Source organism: Paenibacillus macquariensis (assembly GCF_900156375.1).
GTDB lineage: Bacteria > Bacillota > Bacilli > Paenibacillales > Paenibacillaceae > Paenibacillus_AQ > Paenibacillus_AQ macquariensis.
The window spans coordinates 173,185-191,192 of the sequence record NZ_FTNK01000010.1 but is presented as its reverse complement, the minus strand read 5'-3'; the positions used below and the strand labels follow the sequence as shown (position 1 = coordinate 191,192).

Below are 18,008 nucleotides of genomic sequence, written 5' to 3'. Positions count from 1 at the left end.
TAGGGTAATATTTTTAATCTAGATCCATAAATAGATTTCATATTCATACGGAACACAAGAAAATTAGCCCTAATATCGCTTAACAAACGGATATTTTTATAGATTAAATTCTAGTTATAATCTAGATGATACCGCTTTCAAAATATATAGTAAAGGGGATTTGTAAATGAAAAAGAGTGTGTCTAGACTATTTTCAGTCATGATGGCCTTCTTTGTTCTAAGTTCATTTAGTGCAGGTAGCGCATTAGGAGCAGGTGCAGAAAGCAAAGCTAAAAAGGAAGATCAGGGAATTACCTTCTATCTGGTACGCCATGGAGAAACATTATTTAATGTTCAAAAACGTATGCAAGGCTTTTCGGATGCTCCGCTCACGGAAGAAGGAATCAAGGTTGCCGAGAACCTGGGCAGAGGCTTGAAGAACATTCCGTTCGTTGCCGCGTACAGCAGTACGAGCGAACGGGCAAGCGACACGGCCGATGCCGTTCTGGAAGGCCGCGATCTCAAGCTGATCAAAGACAAGCGTTTGAGAGAAATCAATTTCGGTGACTTGGAAGGCGCTTATCAAGCAGATATTATGAAGGATAAAAACGTTGCTTCGTTCCAGAAACTCGATTACACCTCGGTGCACGGCGAGAATATGCAAGGCGTGTTCGAGCGGGCTAAAGCATCGCTGGATCAAATTGTTGAAGCAAACAAAACAAAAGGCGGGAATGTGCTTGTCGTTTCGCATGGCATCACCATTCTTGATTTGGTCATGGGTCTCGACCCGAAAGCCTGGGATATGAGCAAGGGCGGCTTGCCGAATTCGAGCGTAACGACGATTCAGTGGAAAGACGGCAAATATACGGTGCAAAAAGTCGGCGATCAGAGCTATGCGGAAAACGGCCAAAACAAGCTCACGTTCTACTTCGTTCGTCACGGCGAAACGCTGTTTAACGTGCAAAAACGGATGCAGGGCCTCTCGGATGCTCCGCTCACGGAAGAAGGCATCAAGGTTGCCGAGGACCTGGCACGAGGCTTGCATGACATTCCGTTCAGCGCAGCATACAGCAGCTCAAGCGGACGTGCGGTAGGTACGGCCGATACCATTCTGGAAGGCCGAAACATGATTCTGAAAACGGATAAGCGCTTGAGAGAATTGAACTTCGGTGACTTGGAAGGCGCTTATCAAGCAGATATTATGAAGGATAAAAACGTTGCTTCGTTCCAGAAACTCGATTACACCTCGGTGAACGGAGAAAACATGGATCAGGTTTTTGCCCGGACGAAAGCGGCAGTAGACCAGATCATTGCCGATAACCAAGAGTCGAAAAAGAATATCATTGTCGTTTCCCACGGCATCACCATTTTGGATTTGGTCATGGGGCTTGATCCTAAAGCTTGGGATATGAGCAAAGGCGGTTTGCCGAATTCCAGCGTGACGATCGTGGAATGGGAGAACGGCAAGTTTACGGTAGGAAAAGTCGGCGACACCAGCTATGTGGAAAAGGGCAAGGCACTTTCACATTAAGAAGTAGAACTTGTGCACACCTGTCTGCACAAGTGGAAACGGCTATGCCGTCTTTTTCAAAGACGGTACCCGTTTCAGCGGAAATATAAGGAATAGAGTATCAAGTGAAACTTATACTTTCTTATATTTTAAGACAGGTGTGCACCAAATTAAAGGGAGGGGGCAGCAAGACCGCCCCCTCCCTTTAACCCTTACCCACTAAATTGACTATCATACCACCCACACTAGAACCCTTGCCTCTTCAGCAAAGACTCATGGGAGATGTCCTATCATGAACCTACTGTTCGCACTTCACTTCGATGTTCCTGTCGATACTCTGTAGGTGTGACATTGAATTTCTTACGAAATAGTTGTGTAAAATGCTTCACATCTTGATAGCCTACTCGTTCCGATATATCAGCAAGCTTCAGTTGTGGATTGAGTAGTAATTGCTTCGCTTGCTCCATACGTAATTGAATCACGTATTCTTTGAATCCATAACCTGTCTTTTGTTTGAACACTTGGCTGAAATAAACCGGATTCAGATAGACAATCGAAGCTACTTTTTCTAAGGTCAAGTCCGAATTGTAATAAGTCTTTATATATTGCAACGCTACCTCAATGACTTGACTCCCACCTGTAGCATAATACTCAAATTCATGAGAGATAGAATCCTGACGCATCCGCTGGACTTCAATAGGAATAGCATTGAAATCAGACAACACATTGGTGTGAAAGATTTGAAAGGGGACCTTAACATACCTTTTCAAATAAATACGGAGCTTCTCCAACATGTCCTTCATATTACTCTCTTCATCCATCGTGACAAGACCCAACACACATTTAGCATCAAAACTTGACGCGAATCCCTGACCATACTGATCAATCAATTCGGTGAGAATATTATCAATAATAAAATGCTCTAAATGGACCACTTTGTCACTTTCCATTTTTACCATTACAATTTGAAACTCCGGATGATTAGCAATAACAGATGCCATATCCATGCCTCCAATATCTAGACCAGAAGCCCACCGCTGAAATACTGCTTCACGCAGAAATTTCAAATTCGTATTTACCAATTTAGACACTTTGACAATCTCTGCTTCACAGCCTATTTTTAGCTCAAGCCTACCCATCATCTCCAGCAATAAATCCTTACCTATCGGCTTAAGCAAATAATCCACTGCGCCTAGACGAACAGCCTCCTTCGCGTAGGCAAATTCTGAATAAGCCGAAATAATCACCCAGTGGATATGCGGATAACTTGCTTTAGTCAATTTCATCAACTCTAGACCGGTCATACCTGGCATAAGAATGTCTGTCAATACGATCTCAATCGGACGACTTCGTAGCATCTGTACAGCCTCTTCTGGATTGGCGGCCAAATAAATGCTGGACTGCGGATACGACCTTTGAATCGTTCGCTTAATACCTTCTCGAATGACAGATTCATCATCTACGATGAGGATGTTCATCTGCATGCCTCCTTTGTAACGGAATTGGTATCACAACGGTCACGGTTGTTCCTTGTCCCCTGAGACTCTCAACACGAATACCATAGGCTTCTCCAAACATCATGTTGATTCGAGCGTGAACATTATGTAATCCGATCCCTCTTCTTGGTTGATTTATGGGTTCAATTGCTATTGTTGCGTTCATTGCAAGCGATTCCCTAACCTGACGCAACGTTTCTTCTTCCATGCCCAGTCCATGGTCTGTAATACTAATATGGAGCTCATGATTGTGCTGTTGCGCAAATACTTGTAACTTGCAAGGCGTACCCAGCGGTTCCAGGCCATATTTCACTGCATTTTCGATAATCGGCTGAATGGTTACTTTCGGTAAAATCACATCCAGCCACTCTTCAGGAACGTTGATCTCCGTCTCCAGTCGGCCATCCAAACGTATCTCAATAATCGTCAGATAATGACGGATCTGCTCCAACTCTTGACCTAGTGTTGTTTGCGAAGCCTCTCCCCAATTACTGCTATACCGAAACATTTGGGATAGCGAGAGAATGACACGACTTAACCTTTCATTTTCTTTCTCATCCAACATCCAATAAATCATATCTAATGTGTTATATAAAAAATGTGGATTTACTTGCGATTGAAGCGCCTGTAACTGGGCGTTCTTCTCGCTGACCGAAGATAGAGTCATCCGTTCGATCAGTTCATCCATCCGATGCACCATTCGATTAAAGGAAGAGACTAGACTATTGATCTCATCAAATGAATTCACATTCACAGAGCCACTGAAATTCCCCAATTCAACTTTCTTCATTTCTCGAATCAATAACTTCAATGGAGATGCAATCGTCCTAGATACGATAGAAGCCAACACCGTAGATACAATAATTAATGCAATAACGACAATCACCAAATACAATCGGGTCTGGTTGATCTCAGCATTAAGATCACTCTTTGGTGTTATTCCGTAAATGGTCCAATCTGCAAGTGAGGTTTTCGCAGCCACGATTAATTGATCCGATTCATCGTCCACGATAATGTCGTGTGCCTGCGCAGGCTTCGGAAGGTTAGTAAACAGTGGTAATTCAGTCTCCTGTTGCCCCTTGGCTATCACATGATCATCTTTTCCGGTAATAAACGCTCGGGTATTGGGACTAATACTTACATTGGAAAGTGCCTCTGTAATCGGCGCCGGATCCGTCTCGATGATCATCATACCTATTGATTTGTAAGCTGTGAGATCATAGAGCTGCCTACCAAATACGAATACCTCATCTTGTTGCAGCCTGTTAACGGGTGATCCGGAATAAAACCCAAGCCAGACCATATTTCCTGAGGACGCTTTCAATTTGAGATACCATTCTTTTTTCTCGTAATTGATGTCAATGACACCGCCAAATTGTCTCTCATAACTATAGACCTTCCCCGCATTCGTAATGATATGTATCCCTACAATCTCTTTACGGGAAAAGAACGTCGCACCAATGATATTCGTAATCGATCGTTCATTAATAACCGAAACAGAAGGATTACTAGTAGTCTCTTGAAGTAGCCGCGTTAATTCATAGTTACCATTCAACGATTTCGTGACACTGTTATAACCCTCAAGCATGAGATCAAACAAACCTGCAGTTTGGGAAATATTCTTCTGAGCAATATCGCTAATCTTAGAATGAATGATATCTAGCGAACGTGAATAGTAAAGGAAACTAACGATAATAAGGATAGTGGTCATACACGTTAAAAAAAGCAGAAAAAGCCGGCTATGAATAGAACGGAATCTTCGAGCCAATCCTGTTGTCCCCCTCCACTCGATTTAATTCCATTTTATCACATCACCCGCTTACTGATCATTACTATCCTTTAACTGCGCCCGCTACCATGCCCTGCGTAATTTTATCTGCTAATAAGAAATAGACCACAATGACAGGAAGTGCACCTAGCACTAAGAATGCACCAATGGCTCCATAATTCACGGAATATTGGCCGACGAAACTATTCACACCAAATGGCAGTGTCTTTAAACTATTTGACGATATGAATATCGATGCCAGAATGTATTCGTTCCAAATGTTAATAAACGTTAGGATACATACCGTCATAATAGGTGGAACAGAAATAGGTAACATAATATTCCAATAAACTCGAAGTATACTCGCACCGTCCATGATCGCCGACTCTTCAATCTCACCTGGAATCGACTTCATAAATCCATTCAGAATAAATATAGCAATCGGCATTGAGAATGCTATATACGGCAAAATAATCGATAAATGTGTGTTCAAGATGTGCATATTCTTAAAGATAATCATTAAAGGTAACAACGTCGCTTGCATTGGAATCATCATGCCGATTAGAAAAAGCAACAGCACAACTTGCCCATAACGCCAGCGGAACCGACTTATTGCAAAGGCAGCAAGAGAGCTCAATATGATGACACACGTCATCGTCACCGTTGTAACGAAAATACTGTTCCATAAATACCGAAGGTAATCCCCGCCTGAAAATGCAGAGACGTAATTGCTCCATTGTGGAGATTGCGGTAGTGCGAAGAAGTTCCCTGAGAGAATCTCCTCATTTGTTTTGAAAGAGTACAGGAACAACCACAGCAATGGATAGACTTGCGTCACGACTAACACTGATAAGAATAGAAGAACGATTCCCTTCGTCAAAGAAAATCGTCTGCGATTGGGTACCGTCTTTACATGTCGTAAAGTCGTGACCTGTGATGTATTCATATCGATTTTCCTCCTTTAGGTGAATCGTTTCTCTAATTTATTAAAAACATAATTAATAACGACCGTGGCAATTAGACATACAACAACCAGGAATGAAGCAATCGAGCTACCATATCCATATTGCATGGACTTGAACGACATATTATACATGTGTGTGGAAATCACGTCCGTAGCATTAGCCGGTCCTCCGCCCGTCATGACCATGACCATATCGAAGGCCTGAAGTGAGCCGATAAATGCCAACACAATGGATATTTTAAAAATTGGGATAATCATAGGAAATGTAATGTAACGGTCTGCTTTGAATCCTTCCGCCCCGTCAATTCTTGCTGCTTCGTAAACTTCAGCCGGCACATTCGAAATCCCTGTAAACTGGATCAGTGTATGATAGCCTAAGTACTGCCACAATGCCACGAAGTATAAAGAATACATCGCTACCGCAGGTTCGGTTAACCATGATCTTGACCAAGACTCAAGTCCAATAGCAATCAATATTTGATTCAACATCCCACCCATAGATGCAGGGTTGTAAATCGTTTTCCATAACTGACCGATGATAACAACAGATAAAATAACAGGCAAGAAATAACTCGAAACCAAAAAGTTTGGCTTGCGAACATATCTTCGAAGTAAGATCGCTACGAACAACGCTAGCGGAATTTCAGCCATCGAGAAAACAGAAAACATTAATGTCCTCTTTACAGAAGGCCAAAAGATCGGATCATGAAAAAACAAATTTTTAAAATTGTCCAATCCTACAAATGTCGATGTACCTATACCGTTCCAATCTAATAGACCACTATATAATGATACGACAATAGGAACGAATACAATTCCGAAATAAATAAGTAAGCAAGGCAGCACAAACGCAGTAATGGTAAGGCGGGAAACCTTAAGAACGTTCACACCTTATCTCCTCCTTCTGTCTATTAAGATAAGTATGAAGGGAACAGCAAGTGTCCCCTTCATATACATAGATTGAACTAAAGAAAAACGCCCCATGTTCATAACTAACTGATTGAGCTTGGGGCGCAGTCTTTAGTTCAAACTAATATAATGATTTAACTATTTATTGTTGGCTTCAAATGCCGCTTGGTGTTCTTTGGCTACTGCAGAGGAATCTACCTTCTGCACGAACAAGTTTTGAATGCTGTTTAAATGGACTTGCGCTGTCCCAGGATTCATCGTGTTGTCAAACGCTAAATCTCCGCCTTTAACTTGTTTGAATAGTCCAAGTACTTCCATCGCCATATCAGAATAACCCGCTGCCTTAAAGTCTCCATCTACGATCTGTCCAATACCAACGGCTCCCTTAGCTGTAAAAGCTTCTTTAGGGAAGTTCAACATGAACCAATTCAAGAAATCTTTTGTTTCTTGCAAATGCTCACTATTCGCAGAAATTGCAAATGCACTACCTGGTGCTAGCATGAATTCATTCGGATCACCTTTACCAGCGATCGTTGGGAATTTAAATACTCCAACTTTTCCATTTACAGAAGATGTTTCAATACCGCCTGTTGCCCACGTTCCCATGAAGTACATCGCTGACTTCCCTGTTTTGAATAGGTTCTCCCCAGCATTATAGTCAAAGGAAGTAGCTCCTTCTTGGAATGCTCCCGCTGCGACTAAACTTTGGAATGCATCAACTGCTTCTTTAAACGCAGGATCTTCAAATGTCTTCTTCTTATCTACAACATCTTGTAAGAATCCTGGTCCATTTGTCCGAAGTAACATATTCATGAACAAGAAGGACCCTGTCCACGAATCTTTTTCACCAAGTGCCAACGGTGTAATCCCTTTTTCTTTGAGCTTAGCAACCACTTTAAGCATATCTTCAAACGTTGTTGGCACTTCTACGCCAGCTTTTTCGAAAAGCTCTTTATTATAGTAAACGACAGCGATGTTATTACCGTCTGGAAGAGCATATGTTTTGTCATCAAAGCTATACCAATTCAAAAGCCCTTCTTGAAAAGTATCTTTCAAGCCATTTTGGTCTAACATATCATTCAATGGCGCAAATAAACCGGCTTCTACGAAAGGTTTCATTTGTGCTGCAGGGTTCACAATTGTAATATCAGGAACCTCTTTCGATGCAGCCTGTGTCTTCAACTTCAATTTCTGTTGATCCGTGTTAAGTGAGTCCAGTTCAATCTTGATGTTAGGATGCTCTGTTTGGTATTGATTCACAAGCTTCTTCATCAGTATATTCTTAGGATCAGTCGTATCAGGATAGATGTTCTGGAAAGTAATTTTAACTTCTTTCTCAACAACCTTTTCTGCAACCTTCTCCGTTGGCTTTGCACCCTCCGTACTTGCAGTATCGCCTTTTTTGTCGTTCGTGCTATTTCCACACGCCGCCAAACCAAATACCATCGTCGATGCAAGAATAAAACTTAACACCTTTGAAACCTTTGCCATTTTATTCACCCCTTCTAAGTGTATAGGCTCATTATGCAGGTATTTTTTCCCTTTGGGGAGGTGCGAAATTTAGGAAAGAGGGTTAGTTTTTTCAGATTAGGTGGTTTGAGGGGTGTTTATTACTGAAGAAAAAAACCGTGCAAACAGCTAATTAGCTGTTTACACGGCATGATCCTGTATTGCGATTTAATTAAACGATTTATGTATTGATCTGAAAGAAACCTTGTGCGTTATTCGGGGTTCAATAAATGCGAATATTAAAGTTTTCCTATACCACCCTCACCAAGAGTAGTAATTTCACCCCCATTTATCAAAACTACTTGATTCGTTAGGCCTACTACAATAATAAATGCAATCAGCATACCAACCATTTTCTTTTTCATTTCAAGTTTTCACCTCTTTCACTATTCTTGAATACTCTATTTGTGCATTTGCGGATGCAACATGCCTAAATTCCTCGAATATCCTAACACATTTAATAAAACCCGTATCACTTTTTACTTTAATCGATTTATTCAAACTATGCAGGATCCATTCGAATCCAGTTTCATACCGTTGCCTCCGCAAATGATAAACAGCTAATTCAATGAGAAACCTAAGACTATAATCCATACCAAATTGCTTAGAGTAATAATCAGGAAGCCAGTTCAATTCAATATACGAGGAAATCTGCTCTTTAAATTGAGTAAATACCCAATCCACATCCACATCAGCGCTATTTGCTACTTCGGTAAGTGTAAACAGCCCCTGTAGCACTTCTTCTTCATTCTCGCTCATATAAGATACGCATTGAGGCAACACATTCCATTCGCCTTGTCGTAATCTATAGAAGTAAGTGTTAGATTCACCCCATGCCTGAAACTTAGCGATGTACGTATTCACATCTTTTTCTCGTTCTTCTGACCAATCCATATTCATATATAGTAGCGTATATTTATACGCCTTATCATAATCTTTGAATCTACCATAAGCTCCAGCTCTCATCAAATATGCATAGGCTTTATACACCACAACAGGGTACTTTATCCTTCTTTCCGTCCGTTTTACATTCTGCTTGTTTATAGCATGTTGGCAATCTGCTCTAAATACTAGTTTTTCGGAAATTTCTATGACCTTATCCATGTTGTCTAAAGGGAAATAGACATTCATAAATTCACATAGAGCATCCAACTGAATATCTTCCGGTAGACGGTCTATATAAGATTCAAATCGAACTGCTGCGCGAAGATTCTCTTGCTGGTCTTCTCCTATAGAAAGGGAAAATAATCTAAACTGACAAATAGCTAACCTCTCGGAATGTTGAAATCTTTCTCCTTCAGCTACACATTTGTACAGTAGGACCGCCGCTTTATTCAAACCTTGATTATAAAGTAATTCTGCCGTCTCGAATAATCCAGGAATAAATGAAAGATCTTCGGCAAGCCGATGCAAAATACTTTCAATACACTCATACTTCTCAAGCTCCGCACACCGTTGAATGAAAGGTCTTAACCTTCGCCAATTTGGGGGATTGGTAATGAAACATTCATCTACATATAACTCGTATAATTCCCCCTCTGGAAGTGCCATCCCAGATGTAATTAGATCCAATTGTCTGACTGCAATGGGTTTGGGTGGATTCCGATTAATAACCGCACTTAAAATCCCTTTGTTCATACCCGCAGCTTGTGACAAATCTTGAAGGTTCATACCGTTTCTTCTTATGTAATCTTCAATTTCTGAGCGAATCGTGGTGTTAGGCTTCAACTAGATCACCCCTATAATATAACAATTATCAACGAAAATCCATATATTAGCATTTTTAAATTATATATGTAATTTATACGGTGGTCAATAAACAACCTTTATTTAAAATCCATTATTTTACTATATATCAACTTGTCGGACTGGAATTACATAGATATGTTTTTACCTTCTATCTTATTTATTTCGTATAAAATGCTATGATAGATTAGAATTAAATCTATACTATACTCTCTCAGGAGACTTATCAATAATGAAACCAACCTATACTATGGATGATATGCAATGGCATATGCTTATCCAGAATGTCGCACAACATTTCAATGATCTGACGATAAAACGTGGATTCCAATATTTCAAACAAGGGTTTGTCCATCAGTTAACGATGCCTGCAGATGGGCGTATTGAGGCTGTCGTTGAAGGAAATGAGTACTACTCCGTAAGACTCAATCTAGAATCCTTTTCTGACAATCATTGCAATTGCCCTGTTCCATCTAACTGTAAGCATATGATTGCTACGTTACTTGAATATGCCAACTTACAAGAGCGGTCCGTTCATGCACTCGTGAATGCTAGCTCTGCAGCTACGTTCAAGCAAGTAGTGAAACCTTCACCACACGCCGCTTCGAGTCGCTTGGCGGTTCAGAACGCAGATATACAAAAGGCTGAAGCTTCTGCCAAGTTAAAAGCGCAAGCAAGTCAACTGACCACGTTAACCATATCGGAGTGGTATGACCTATTTGAGGAATGTATCGCTCCATTAGGTATGAAGATCCCCAATGCTCCATATGCTCAAAGTGCTTTAGCATCTATATTTACGATAAAACCTCAGCTTTCCCCAGTGATGGAGCAGCTGTTTGGATTTCATGCGCACCTATTTGTGCTCACAAAACTGGTAAAGCCATTACAACAAGGGCATCAGACCAATTTCTATATGGGTTTTCAGACACAAATCGCTGCTGACGATATCCAAGAATTGATGATTCTCAGCCTAACAAAAGAACTTCCTCTGAAGGCTGAGCCAGAACGTTTACCACATGTTACAGAGACTTTAGCCCAATTGCGTACACATATGTTGAGAGAACCGCAGAATCTCAATTATTTCTTAGATGTCTATATCCAAATTTGGCTACATTGGGTTCGACCCAATCTTACAGATACCGAGATATACAAGACGGAATTGCAATATTTACAATCAGCAAAAGATGAACTTGGCGCTTCATTGTCACGACTGTCATGGATGTTAGCTCAGAGCTGGATGCACTTCTATCTATCGGAAGATCAGCAGGCATGGGCCATGTTACACGCTGCCGATGCTGCGTTCATTGTACATGCCGATCATGTGCTTCCTTTTTTAAAGATTCTACAGAGTACGGGACAATGGTCTCGAATGAGCCCTTGGTTATACGAAATTGGCCCATTACTTAGTAGCCATCGGAACAATAACTTGCATGATTATTGGATGTACTGGGAGGAGAGCCTTCAACATCTCCCTGAAGCCGAAGTATCCATGTGGGCAACACTTGTCCGCATGCTACCTTATACTGAGAAAATTTATGAAGAGAAATTACTCGCACATAACAAGTGGCAACAGTGGATGGATTATCAGTTAAGTAGAGGTAGGGAACCGCTAGATTATCGTGTTGGTGTATTCCAACCCATTGAGAAAAATGCTCCAGAGTTGATGTTACCCTTTTATCATCAGGCTGTCGAAAGATATATTGTACAGAAAAATAGAGACAGCTATAAACAAGCCGTAAAATTACTGAAGCGTCTATCCAAGCTATATAAAAAACTGAAGCAAGAAGCACGCTTTGAACAGTTCATAACCGTATTTAGCAACCGTTATAGCCGACTGCGCGCACTCCAAGAGGAGCTTCGGAAAGGAAAGCTAATTCCATGAGCCAATATACAGAGACCATCACGCTCCACATCAGCTTAAGCGCTTATGGAGATGCCCTTATCTATGGATCCACCAATACCTATAATTACGTATCCGGACAATACTTGAAGCACCGCTTGTTCGCATGGCATGAAGATTCCTTCTATGGTACTGAACTCGAGACTCAGACCATTCAAGATATCGAACTTGTCGTTCTGCCGTCCGAGCAAGTTATTCCCTTCTTTGCAGAACAAAAGCTTCTTAAGCATATCGAGTGGACATGGGGCGAGGATGCGGTACAGTGGATTGAACTAACGCCTATATTAGCTGCTTCTATAGAAGAGAAGAAATATATCCCAAGCTATGCTGCCTTCCAGTCAGGTAAACTAGCGTGGAGCTGGGATCAAGAGACCTTTACGCCACAAGAACTAGCGCTTATAGAGCAGTTAGGCATCGATACGGATGTAGCGGATGGGTTACGTGCAGCCTTCTCAAGTACCGTGTTCCAACGCTACTATGCAACGGAGATGACCGCTTCCGATTTACGTAGAGAATACCCCTTGCTCTTTACGAGCGGCGGCACGACTGCTCCTGGTTTAGATGAACAGACCTGGTTGATTGCCATGGGTTGGAAAGCAGATACGGCTCCATTCCGACCTCTTCTCCAATTGCTGGAACCTGATGATAATGAACCCACTTGGCGTCTTCAACTCGTTCTGCAAGACAAGTTAGATCCAGCGGTTCTAGCGCCTGTTCGTCTTGCCGATGATGGTCAAGTATCTGGTGTGTGGCCTGATATATGGTCGAGTCATGTACACGAACGCTCTGCTAGTTGGCTTGAACGTTTGCGTGCAGGTCTTCCTAATGACCGATTAGTTCTTAGCGGTGAAGATGTACTGAAGAAGCCACTGACCGATGCAACGGCTTGGGAATTCTTAACGACAGACAGTCATCGTCTGCTTGAATCCGGATGGCAAGTCCTTCTTCCTGCTTGGTGGGAAGCTGCAAGCAGGAAGAAACCCAAACTACGAGCTAAAGTTCGCTCCAGTGAAGGCAGCTCAGGTGGCTCCTTATTCGGACTTGACTCGCTAGTCAACTTCGATTGGCGTATTGCCATAGGGGAGACCCAACTCACAGAGCTTGAATTTGCAGAATTAGTCGCTCGCAATGAACGATTAGTGCGATTCCGAGGACATTGGATCCCACTTGATCCGGCCTTGTTGGCGCAAATTCGTCAAGCTATGGCAGGTGTTGATAATATGCAAGGGCTCACCTTTCAAGATATACTCCAGCTACATTTACTGGGGAACGGGAGTGATTCTGATCGTCCGACATCCGAACAACCTGAGACTTCAGCACGAATCCAACTGGAAGTTGAGCTTAATGAACATCTAATGACCATTATGAATCAGCTTAGACAACAGACAGATTGGCCAACACTTGCCGTGCCCGAGGGTCTACAAGCCAACTTACGTTCTTATCAACAAGATGGATATGCTTGGCTTGCCTTCTTAAGGCAGTTTGGACTAGGTGCCTGTCTGGCGGATGACATGGGGCTCGGTAAAACGGTCCAGTTCATCGCCTATTTACTACATCTTAAAGTAAACACGGTAGAATCGAATGACAGGTTCCCATCTCTCCTCATCTGTCCAACATCGGTTCTAGGCAATTGGCAGAAAGAGATTACCCGCTTTGCACCTTCATTACGGGTTATGCTCCATTATGGAACCAAACGTTATAGCAGTGAGGAGTTTCTTGCTGAGGCGATACAAGCAGATGTCATTCTTACATCCTATGCTACTGCAACGCTGGATCAGGACATGCTTAAAGAGTTCACATGGGCATCCATTTGTTTAGACGAAGCGCAGAACATTAAGAATGCCCAGACCAAACAATCCACTGCCGTTCGTAGCTTCCCTGCGAAGCATCGTATTGCGCTTACCGGAACGCCTATCGAGAATCGACTATCAGAGCTCTGGTCTCTCTACGACTTCATCAACCCAGGATATCTTGGTAGTTCGCGCGCCTTCAATAATCGGTTCATCAATGCGATCGAGAAGGATCACAATGAACAGCGAACGAAGGATTTACAGCAGTTAGTGAAGCCATTTATGCTTCGTCGCAAGAAGAAAGATCCGGCCATCCAACTCGATCTACCTGACAAGAATGAGATGAAGACATATATTCATCTCACGACAGAGCAGGGTGCACTTTATGATCATACCGTTACCCATCTCATGGAACGTATGCAGAAGCTAGAAGGTATTGAACGAAAAGGAGCTATTCTGGCCGCTCTTACACATCTTAAACAACTCTGTGACCATCCGATGCTCTTGACGAAAGAACCGATTCCAGAGGTCTCTAATGGTAAGGATGGGACACTTGAGACCGAAACCTTGATCAGCCGGTCAGCTAAGCTTGAACGTCTTCTCGCGATGGTGAAAGAACTACGAGAAGAGGGAGAACGTTGTCTTATCTTTACGCAGTATATTGGCATGGGGCACATGCTACAGCAGGTTCTACAGCAAGAACTTCAAGAGCCTGTACTGTACTTAAATGGGAGTACATCTAAGTCTGCTCGTGATCGCATGATTGATCAGTTCCAATCTCAGACATTACCACCTGAAGAGCAACCTTCTGTGTTCATTCTTTCGATCAAAGCAGGAGGCGTAGGGCTTAATCTTACAGCCGCCAACCATGTCTTCCACTTCGATCGCTGGTGGAATCCTGCCGTTGAGAATCAGGCAACGGACCGGGCCTACCGTATCGGTCAGACCAAAGATGTACAAGTGCACAAGTTCATCTCTCTAGGCACATTGGAAGAACGTATTGATGAGATGCTTACGAATAAACAACAACTTAGCGATAATGTCATCTCAAGCACTGAAGGATGGATTACCGAACTATCGACCGATGAACTACAAGATCTCTTCTCGCTACGACGCGATTGGACCGGTTGAACCCAGTGTTAAGCATACGCGTAAATGACTTGTAATCACCTTAAAGGACACCCTCGGTGTCCTTTTTGTTATATGACAATATTCATCACCCTCGTGAAATGGGTATCATTTCAATTCCTGTATGAATAGGCTATATCATCTAATCTATATTGGAGGTTTACCCTATGTCCAATGGAAGTGAATATCCGAACAGCCAAGATCGAAATCCCATTTATACTTATAACCCCGATTCCCAGCAACCCGCTGATTCATACTACTCTTCCTATCCTTTCCGTTCTGATCAACCTTACCCTTACTCTCATTACTACCATCTTTCCTCTTCCCGACCTGAGCTTCACTCTCATCAAGCTGACAACGAACTTGGAAGAAAACAGAGTGTGAATGGTTATATCAACGGGTCTATAGAACATGGAAAAGGCCTTGTCCTTGATACTGGAGGAGAATTAGGAGGCAAACATGGTGTGGGCTTCAACGCTGACGGACATGTAGCCTACAATAGTGTCGGTACTCATGCAACTGCTCACCTTGGAGAACAATATGGCATTAACGCACATGGCGGAGCCGACCTCAACACCAGCCAAGGACTCCAGTTTAATACCGGTGGACAGGTCGGTGGTAAGCATGTACTAAATGCGCAAGCCGACGGTCATCTCGGTCTCAGCCAAGGGGTTGGGTTTAATACTGAAGCACAACTTGGCGGTAAATACGGACTCGGTGCTCAGGCTAATGGTCAGATTGGCGCCGGTCAAGGGCTTGGGTTTAATACCGGAGCACAACTCGGCGGTGAGTACGGTCTCGGTGCCCATGCCAAAGGTCAGATTGGTGGCGGCCAAGAAACTGGGTTCAGTACGGTAGCGCAATTTGGGGGCGAGCATGGTCTTAACGCGCATGCCAACAGTCACCTAGGTATCAGTCAGGGAGCCGGATTTAAGTCCGGTGCACAACTCGGGGGTGAGAACGGTCTCGGTGCTCATGCCAACGTTCACCTAGGCATCAGCCAAGGAGCCGGGTTTAATACTGGTGCGAAGCTCGGAGGCGAGAACGGTCTCGGTGCTCATGCCAAGGGCCAGTTAGGCGGGGGCCAAGGGGTGGACTTAGGGATTGGTGGTCATGTAGGCGGACATAACGGCCAGCTCGGTCTTAAGTTTGGCGGCAAGGATAAGGAATTGACCGAATTGAAGGAATCCAAGGAAGTGACAGATTTAAAAGAATGAAATAATCAAAATGGTTCCACAATTAATAGGCTATCAACCAACGGTAGCCTGTTTTAACTTATGTGATGGACACCCGCCCTAATATTTCAACAATCAGCATAGTCAATGTACGCTTCATTCGAATCCATCCGATCTTTTCTAACATCATAACTATCACACCAGCATAATCTATTGAAGTGGGAAACTTGGGTTTCAAAGGAGAATGAATCATGGGACCTTTTGCCAAAGATTTATTGAAAGACAAAGTCGTCCTCATCACAGGTGGAGCTACTGGATTGGGACGAGCCATGGGAGAACAATTCCTCGAACTTGGGGCAAAGCTAGCCATTGCTAGTCGACGTGAAGAGACATTAAGAACAGCAGCTGAAGAGTTAAGCATTCATGGGGGAGAAGTATTCTACCAAGCCACCGACGTTCGTGATCCTGTCCAAATTCATGCCCTTGTAGAAGCCGTGGAGCAACGATTCGGGCGAATTGATGTGTTGGTCAATAATGCTGCAGGCAATTTCATAAGTCCAACCGAGCGCCTCTCCCCTCGAGCGGTAGATACCGTGTTAAATATTGTACTTCATGGAACCATGTACACCACGTTGGAAGTCGGAAAAAGGTGGATCAATCAAGGCCATCAGGGTACGATGCTGAATATCGTAACCACCTATGCTTCCACCGGTTCAGCCTTTGTTGTACCCTCTGCTGCGGCTAAGGCTGGCGTATTAGCGTTAACTCGCTCCCTTGCGGTGGAATGGGCGAGATACGGGATACGACAAGTTGCCATTGCTCCGGGCCCTTTCCCCACAGAAGGCGCAACGTCTCGCCTCATGCCAACACCTGAGATAGAAGAACAGATGCTCCGTCGTATTCCCTCTCGCCGCGTAGGAAATAAAGAAGAACTCGCCCATTTGGCAGCTTACTTGATCTCAGATTATGCCGGCTATATCAATGGAGAAGTCGTTACTATCGACGGAGGAGAGTGGCTTCAAGGTGCAGGAGAATTTAATGATCTACTTAACATTACGGAAGAGCAGTGGGACGCCCTTGCTGAGAAAACACGAAAGGGCAAATAGCCCTGTCCGTAAGATTCAACCTAGGAAGAGCTATAATTGGAGACCTTAAAGGGTCTCCTTTTTGCTAGTTATAGTGCTGTGGATACCCTAACTCTTATGAAAACCCATCAATTGCTGTAAAGGGTATACATATGCGCTCCGATCCTAGCAACAATGGTGTCTTCCGTATGATGATTTCCTGGTAGCAGATGCCGACTTGTTGATAGGTTCCGTAGATATTCAAAGTCCGGATGAACAACTTCATCTGTAAGATATGCAGATGTTGTACTTCCTGGAATTCTCCTTCTATTCAGAGATGCAATGCTACCCTCCGCTGGTTTTATCCCCATTCCATGCCCATAATATAAGCCATTCCCCAAAAAGACGGCATTCTCACCTTGCCACTCTGGGGTTGCTGGATTATGATCAGGGTTTTTGAAATACACAATATCTCCAGGGAACACTTCATTGTTATGTTCTATTATTTTCAACTGTAAGTCACTGTCATAATTCCAATCTCTTAAGTACAAATCTTGAAAATACACATCAAATATATCCTTTTTCAATACTGTCAGAGTTGCTTTATACAAGGTAATAATCATGGCAGTTGCACATTCAAAAGAATATAATTGCCCATTTTTAAAAATATCATTAATCCCAATCGAAGGTCGCATACCACTAATTAATCTGAAACCTCCACTGTCTGTTCGCGTCCATAATTGTTCATTGCATCGTGAGTTTTTGAAGACGGCAAAGGTTGCATCACTAGCTTTTAAAGCTTTGCCTGCATTTATAATTGCCGATCTCATTTTCAACTCAAATTCTAAAGCCTCAAGCGATACATATCGATAGACAATTTCGCTTTTTTTCTTCTGATTCACAATATCTCGTTCGATATCCGTTAGTTGTAACGTATTAATCTGCTCTACATCCACACCCGTGATCATGATCATCGTACTTCCTCCTATGCAGTATTGAATATAGGTTATTGTACGTGTCGGGTGGAATGTTTGTGCACAGCAAATTGGCCCTTTATAAGGAAAGACCAT

Annotated in this window: 13 protein-coding genes; 5 read left to right on the top strand and 8 right to left on the bottom strand. The window is 42.9% G+C overall.

What is annotated here, in order from left to right; genetic code table 11:
• Positions 1-166 precede the first annotated feature (166 nt).
• Positions 167-1,510 carry a histidine phosphatase family protein gene (locus tag BW961_RS18340; protein WP_068580007.1) on the top strand — a complete coding sequence of 448 codons (1,344 nt, stop codon included), beginning with the start codon at positions 167-169 and terminating at the stop codon, positions 1,508-1,510.
• Positions 1,511-1,779: 269 nt separating this feature from the next.
• Here the strand turns inward: BW961_RS18340 and BW961_RS18335 are convergent, their stop codons facing one another.
• From BW961_RS18335 to BW961_RS18310, 7 genes are all read right to left on the bottom strand, one after another.
• Complete coding sequence (locus tag BW961_RS18335; RefSeq protein WP_068580005.1) at positions 1,780-2,967, bottom strand: response regulator transcription factor; 1,188 nt, start codon at positions 2,965-2,967, stop codon at positions 1,780-1,782.
• Positions 2,945-4,753 carry a cache domain-containing sensor histidine kinase gene (locus BW961_RS18330; protein WP_068580004.1) on the bottom strand — a complete coding sequence of 603 codons (1,809 nt, stop codon included), beginning with the start codon at positions 4,751-4,753 and terminating at the stop codon, positions 2,945-2,947. Before BW961_RS18330 ends, BW961_RS18335 begins: the two co-directional genes overlap by 23 nt.
• A gap of 64 nt (positions 4,754-4,817) precedes the next feature.
• Positions 4,818-5,699, bottom strand: coding sequence for a carbohydrate ABC transporter permease (locus BW961_RS18325; RefSeq protein ID WP_082867305.1), 882 nt, complete (start codon positions 5,697-5,699; stop codon positions 4,818-4,820).
• Between the two features lie 15 nt (positions 5,700-5,714).
• Positions 5,715-6,605, bottom strand: coding sequence for a carbohydrate ABC transporter permease (locus BW961_RS18320; RefSeq protein WP_068579998.1), 891 nt, complete (start codon positions 6,603-6,605; stop codon positions 5,715-5,717).
• Between the two features lie 159 nt (positions 6,606-6,764).
• Positions 6,765-8,117, bottom strand: a complete 1,353-nt coding sequence (locus tag BW961_RS18315; RefSeq protein WP_068579996.1) for an extracellular solute-binding protein — start codon at positions 8,115-8,117, stop codon at positions 6,765-6,767.
• A 257-nt stretch (positions 8,118-8,374) separates the two neighbouring features.
• Positions 8,375-8,500 carry a hypothetical protein gene (locus BW961_RS31595; RefSeq protein WP_280175211.1) on the bottom strand — a complete coding sequence of 42 codons (126 nt, stop codon included), beginning with the start codon at positions 8,498-8,500 and terminating at the stop codon, positions 8,375-8,377.
• Position 8,501: 1 nt separating this feature from the next.
• Complete coding sequence (locus BW961_RS18310) at positions 8,502-9,863, bottom strand: hypothetical protein (protein WP_068579994.1); 1,362 nt, start codon at positions 9,861-9,863, stop codon at positions 8,502-8,504.
• Positions 9,864-10,113: 250 nt separating this feature from the next.
• On the opposite strand from BW961_RS18310, the gene BW961_RS18305 reads away from it, so the two are divergent.
• The 4 genes from BW961_RS18305 (at position 10,114) to BW961_RS18290 (ending at position 16,980) form a co-directional block, all read left to right on the top strand.
• Positions 10,114-11,763 (top strand): SWIM zinc finger family protein, encoded by a 1,650-nt coding sequence (locus tag BW961_RS18305; RefSeq protein ID WP_068579992.1) that lies wholly within the window; start codon positions 10,114-10,116, stop codon positions 11,761-11,763.
• Positions 11,760-14,702: a DEAD/DEAH box helicase gene (locus BW961_RS18300; protein WP_068579991.1), complete on the top strand. Its 2,943-nt coding sequence runs from the start codon at positions 11,760-11,762 to the stop codon at positions 14,700-14,702. Before BW961_RS18305 ends, BW961_RS18300 begins: the two co-directional genes overlap by 4 nt.
• Positions 14,703-14,866: 164 nt before the next feature.
• Complete coding sequence (locus BW961_RS18295) at positions 14,867-15,916, top strand: hypothetical protein (protein ID WP_068579989.1); 1,050 nt, start codon at positions 14,867-14,869, stop codon at positions 15,914-15,916.
• A gap of 209 nt (positions 15,917-16,125) precedes the next feature.
• Positions 16,126-16,980 (top strand): SDR family oxidoreductase, encoded by an 855-nt coding sequence (locus BW961_RS18290; RefSeq protein WP_068579987.1) that lies wholly within the window; start codon positions 16,126-16,128, stop codon positions 16,978-16,980.
• Between the two features lie 107 nt (positions 16,981-17,087).
• Here the strand turns inward: BW961_RS18290 and BW961_RS18285 are convergent, their stop codons facing one another.
• The gene (locus tag BW961_RS18285) at positions 17,088-17,912 is read right to left on the bottom strand and encodes a protein-glutamine gamma-glutamyltransferase (RefSeq protein WP_068579984.1); all 825 of its coding nucleotides are present in this window, start codon (positions 17,910-17,912) and stop codon (positions 17,088-17,090) included.
• Positions 17,913-18,008: the final 96 nt, after the last annotated feature.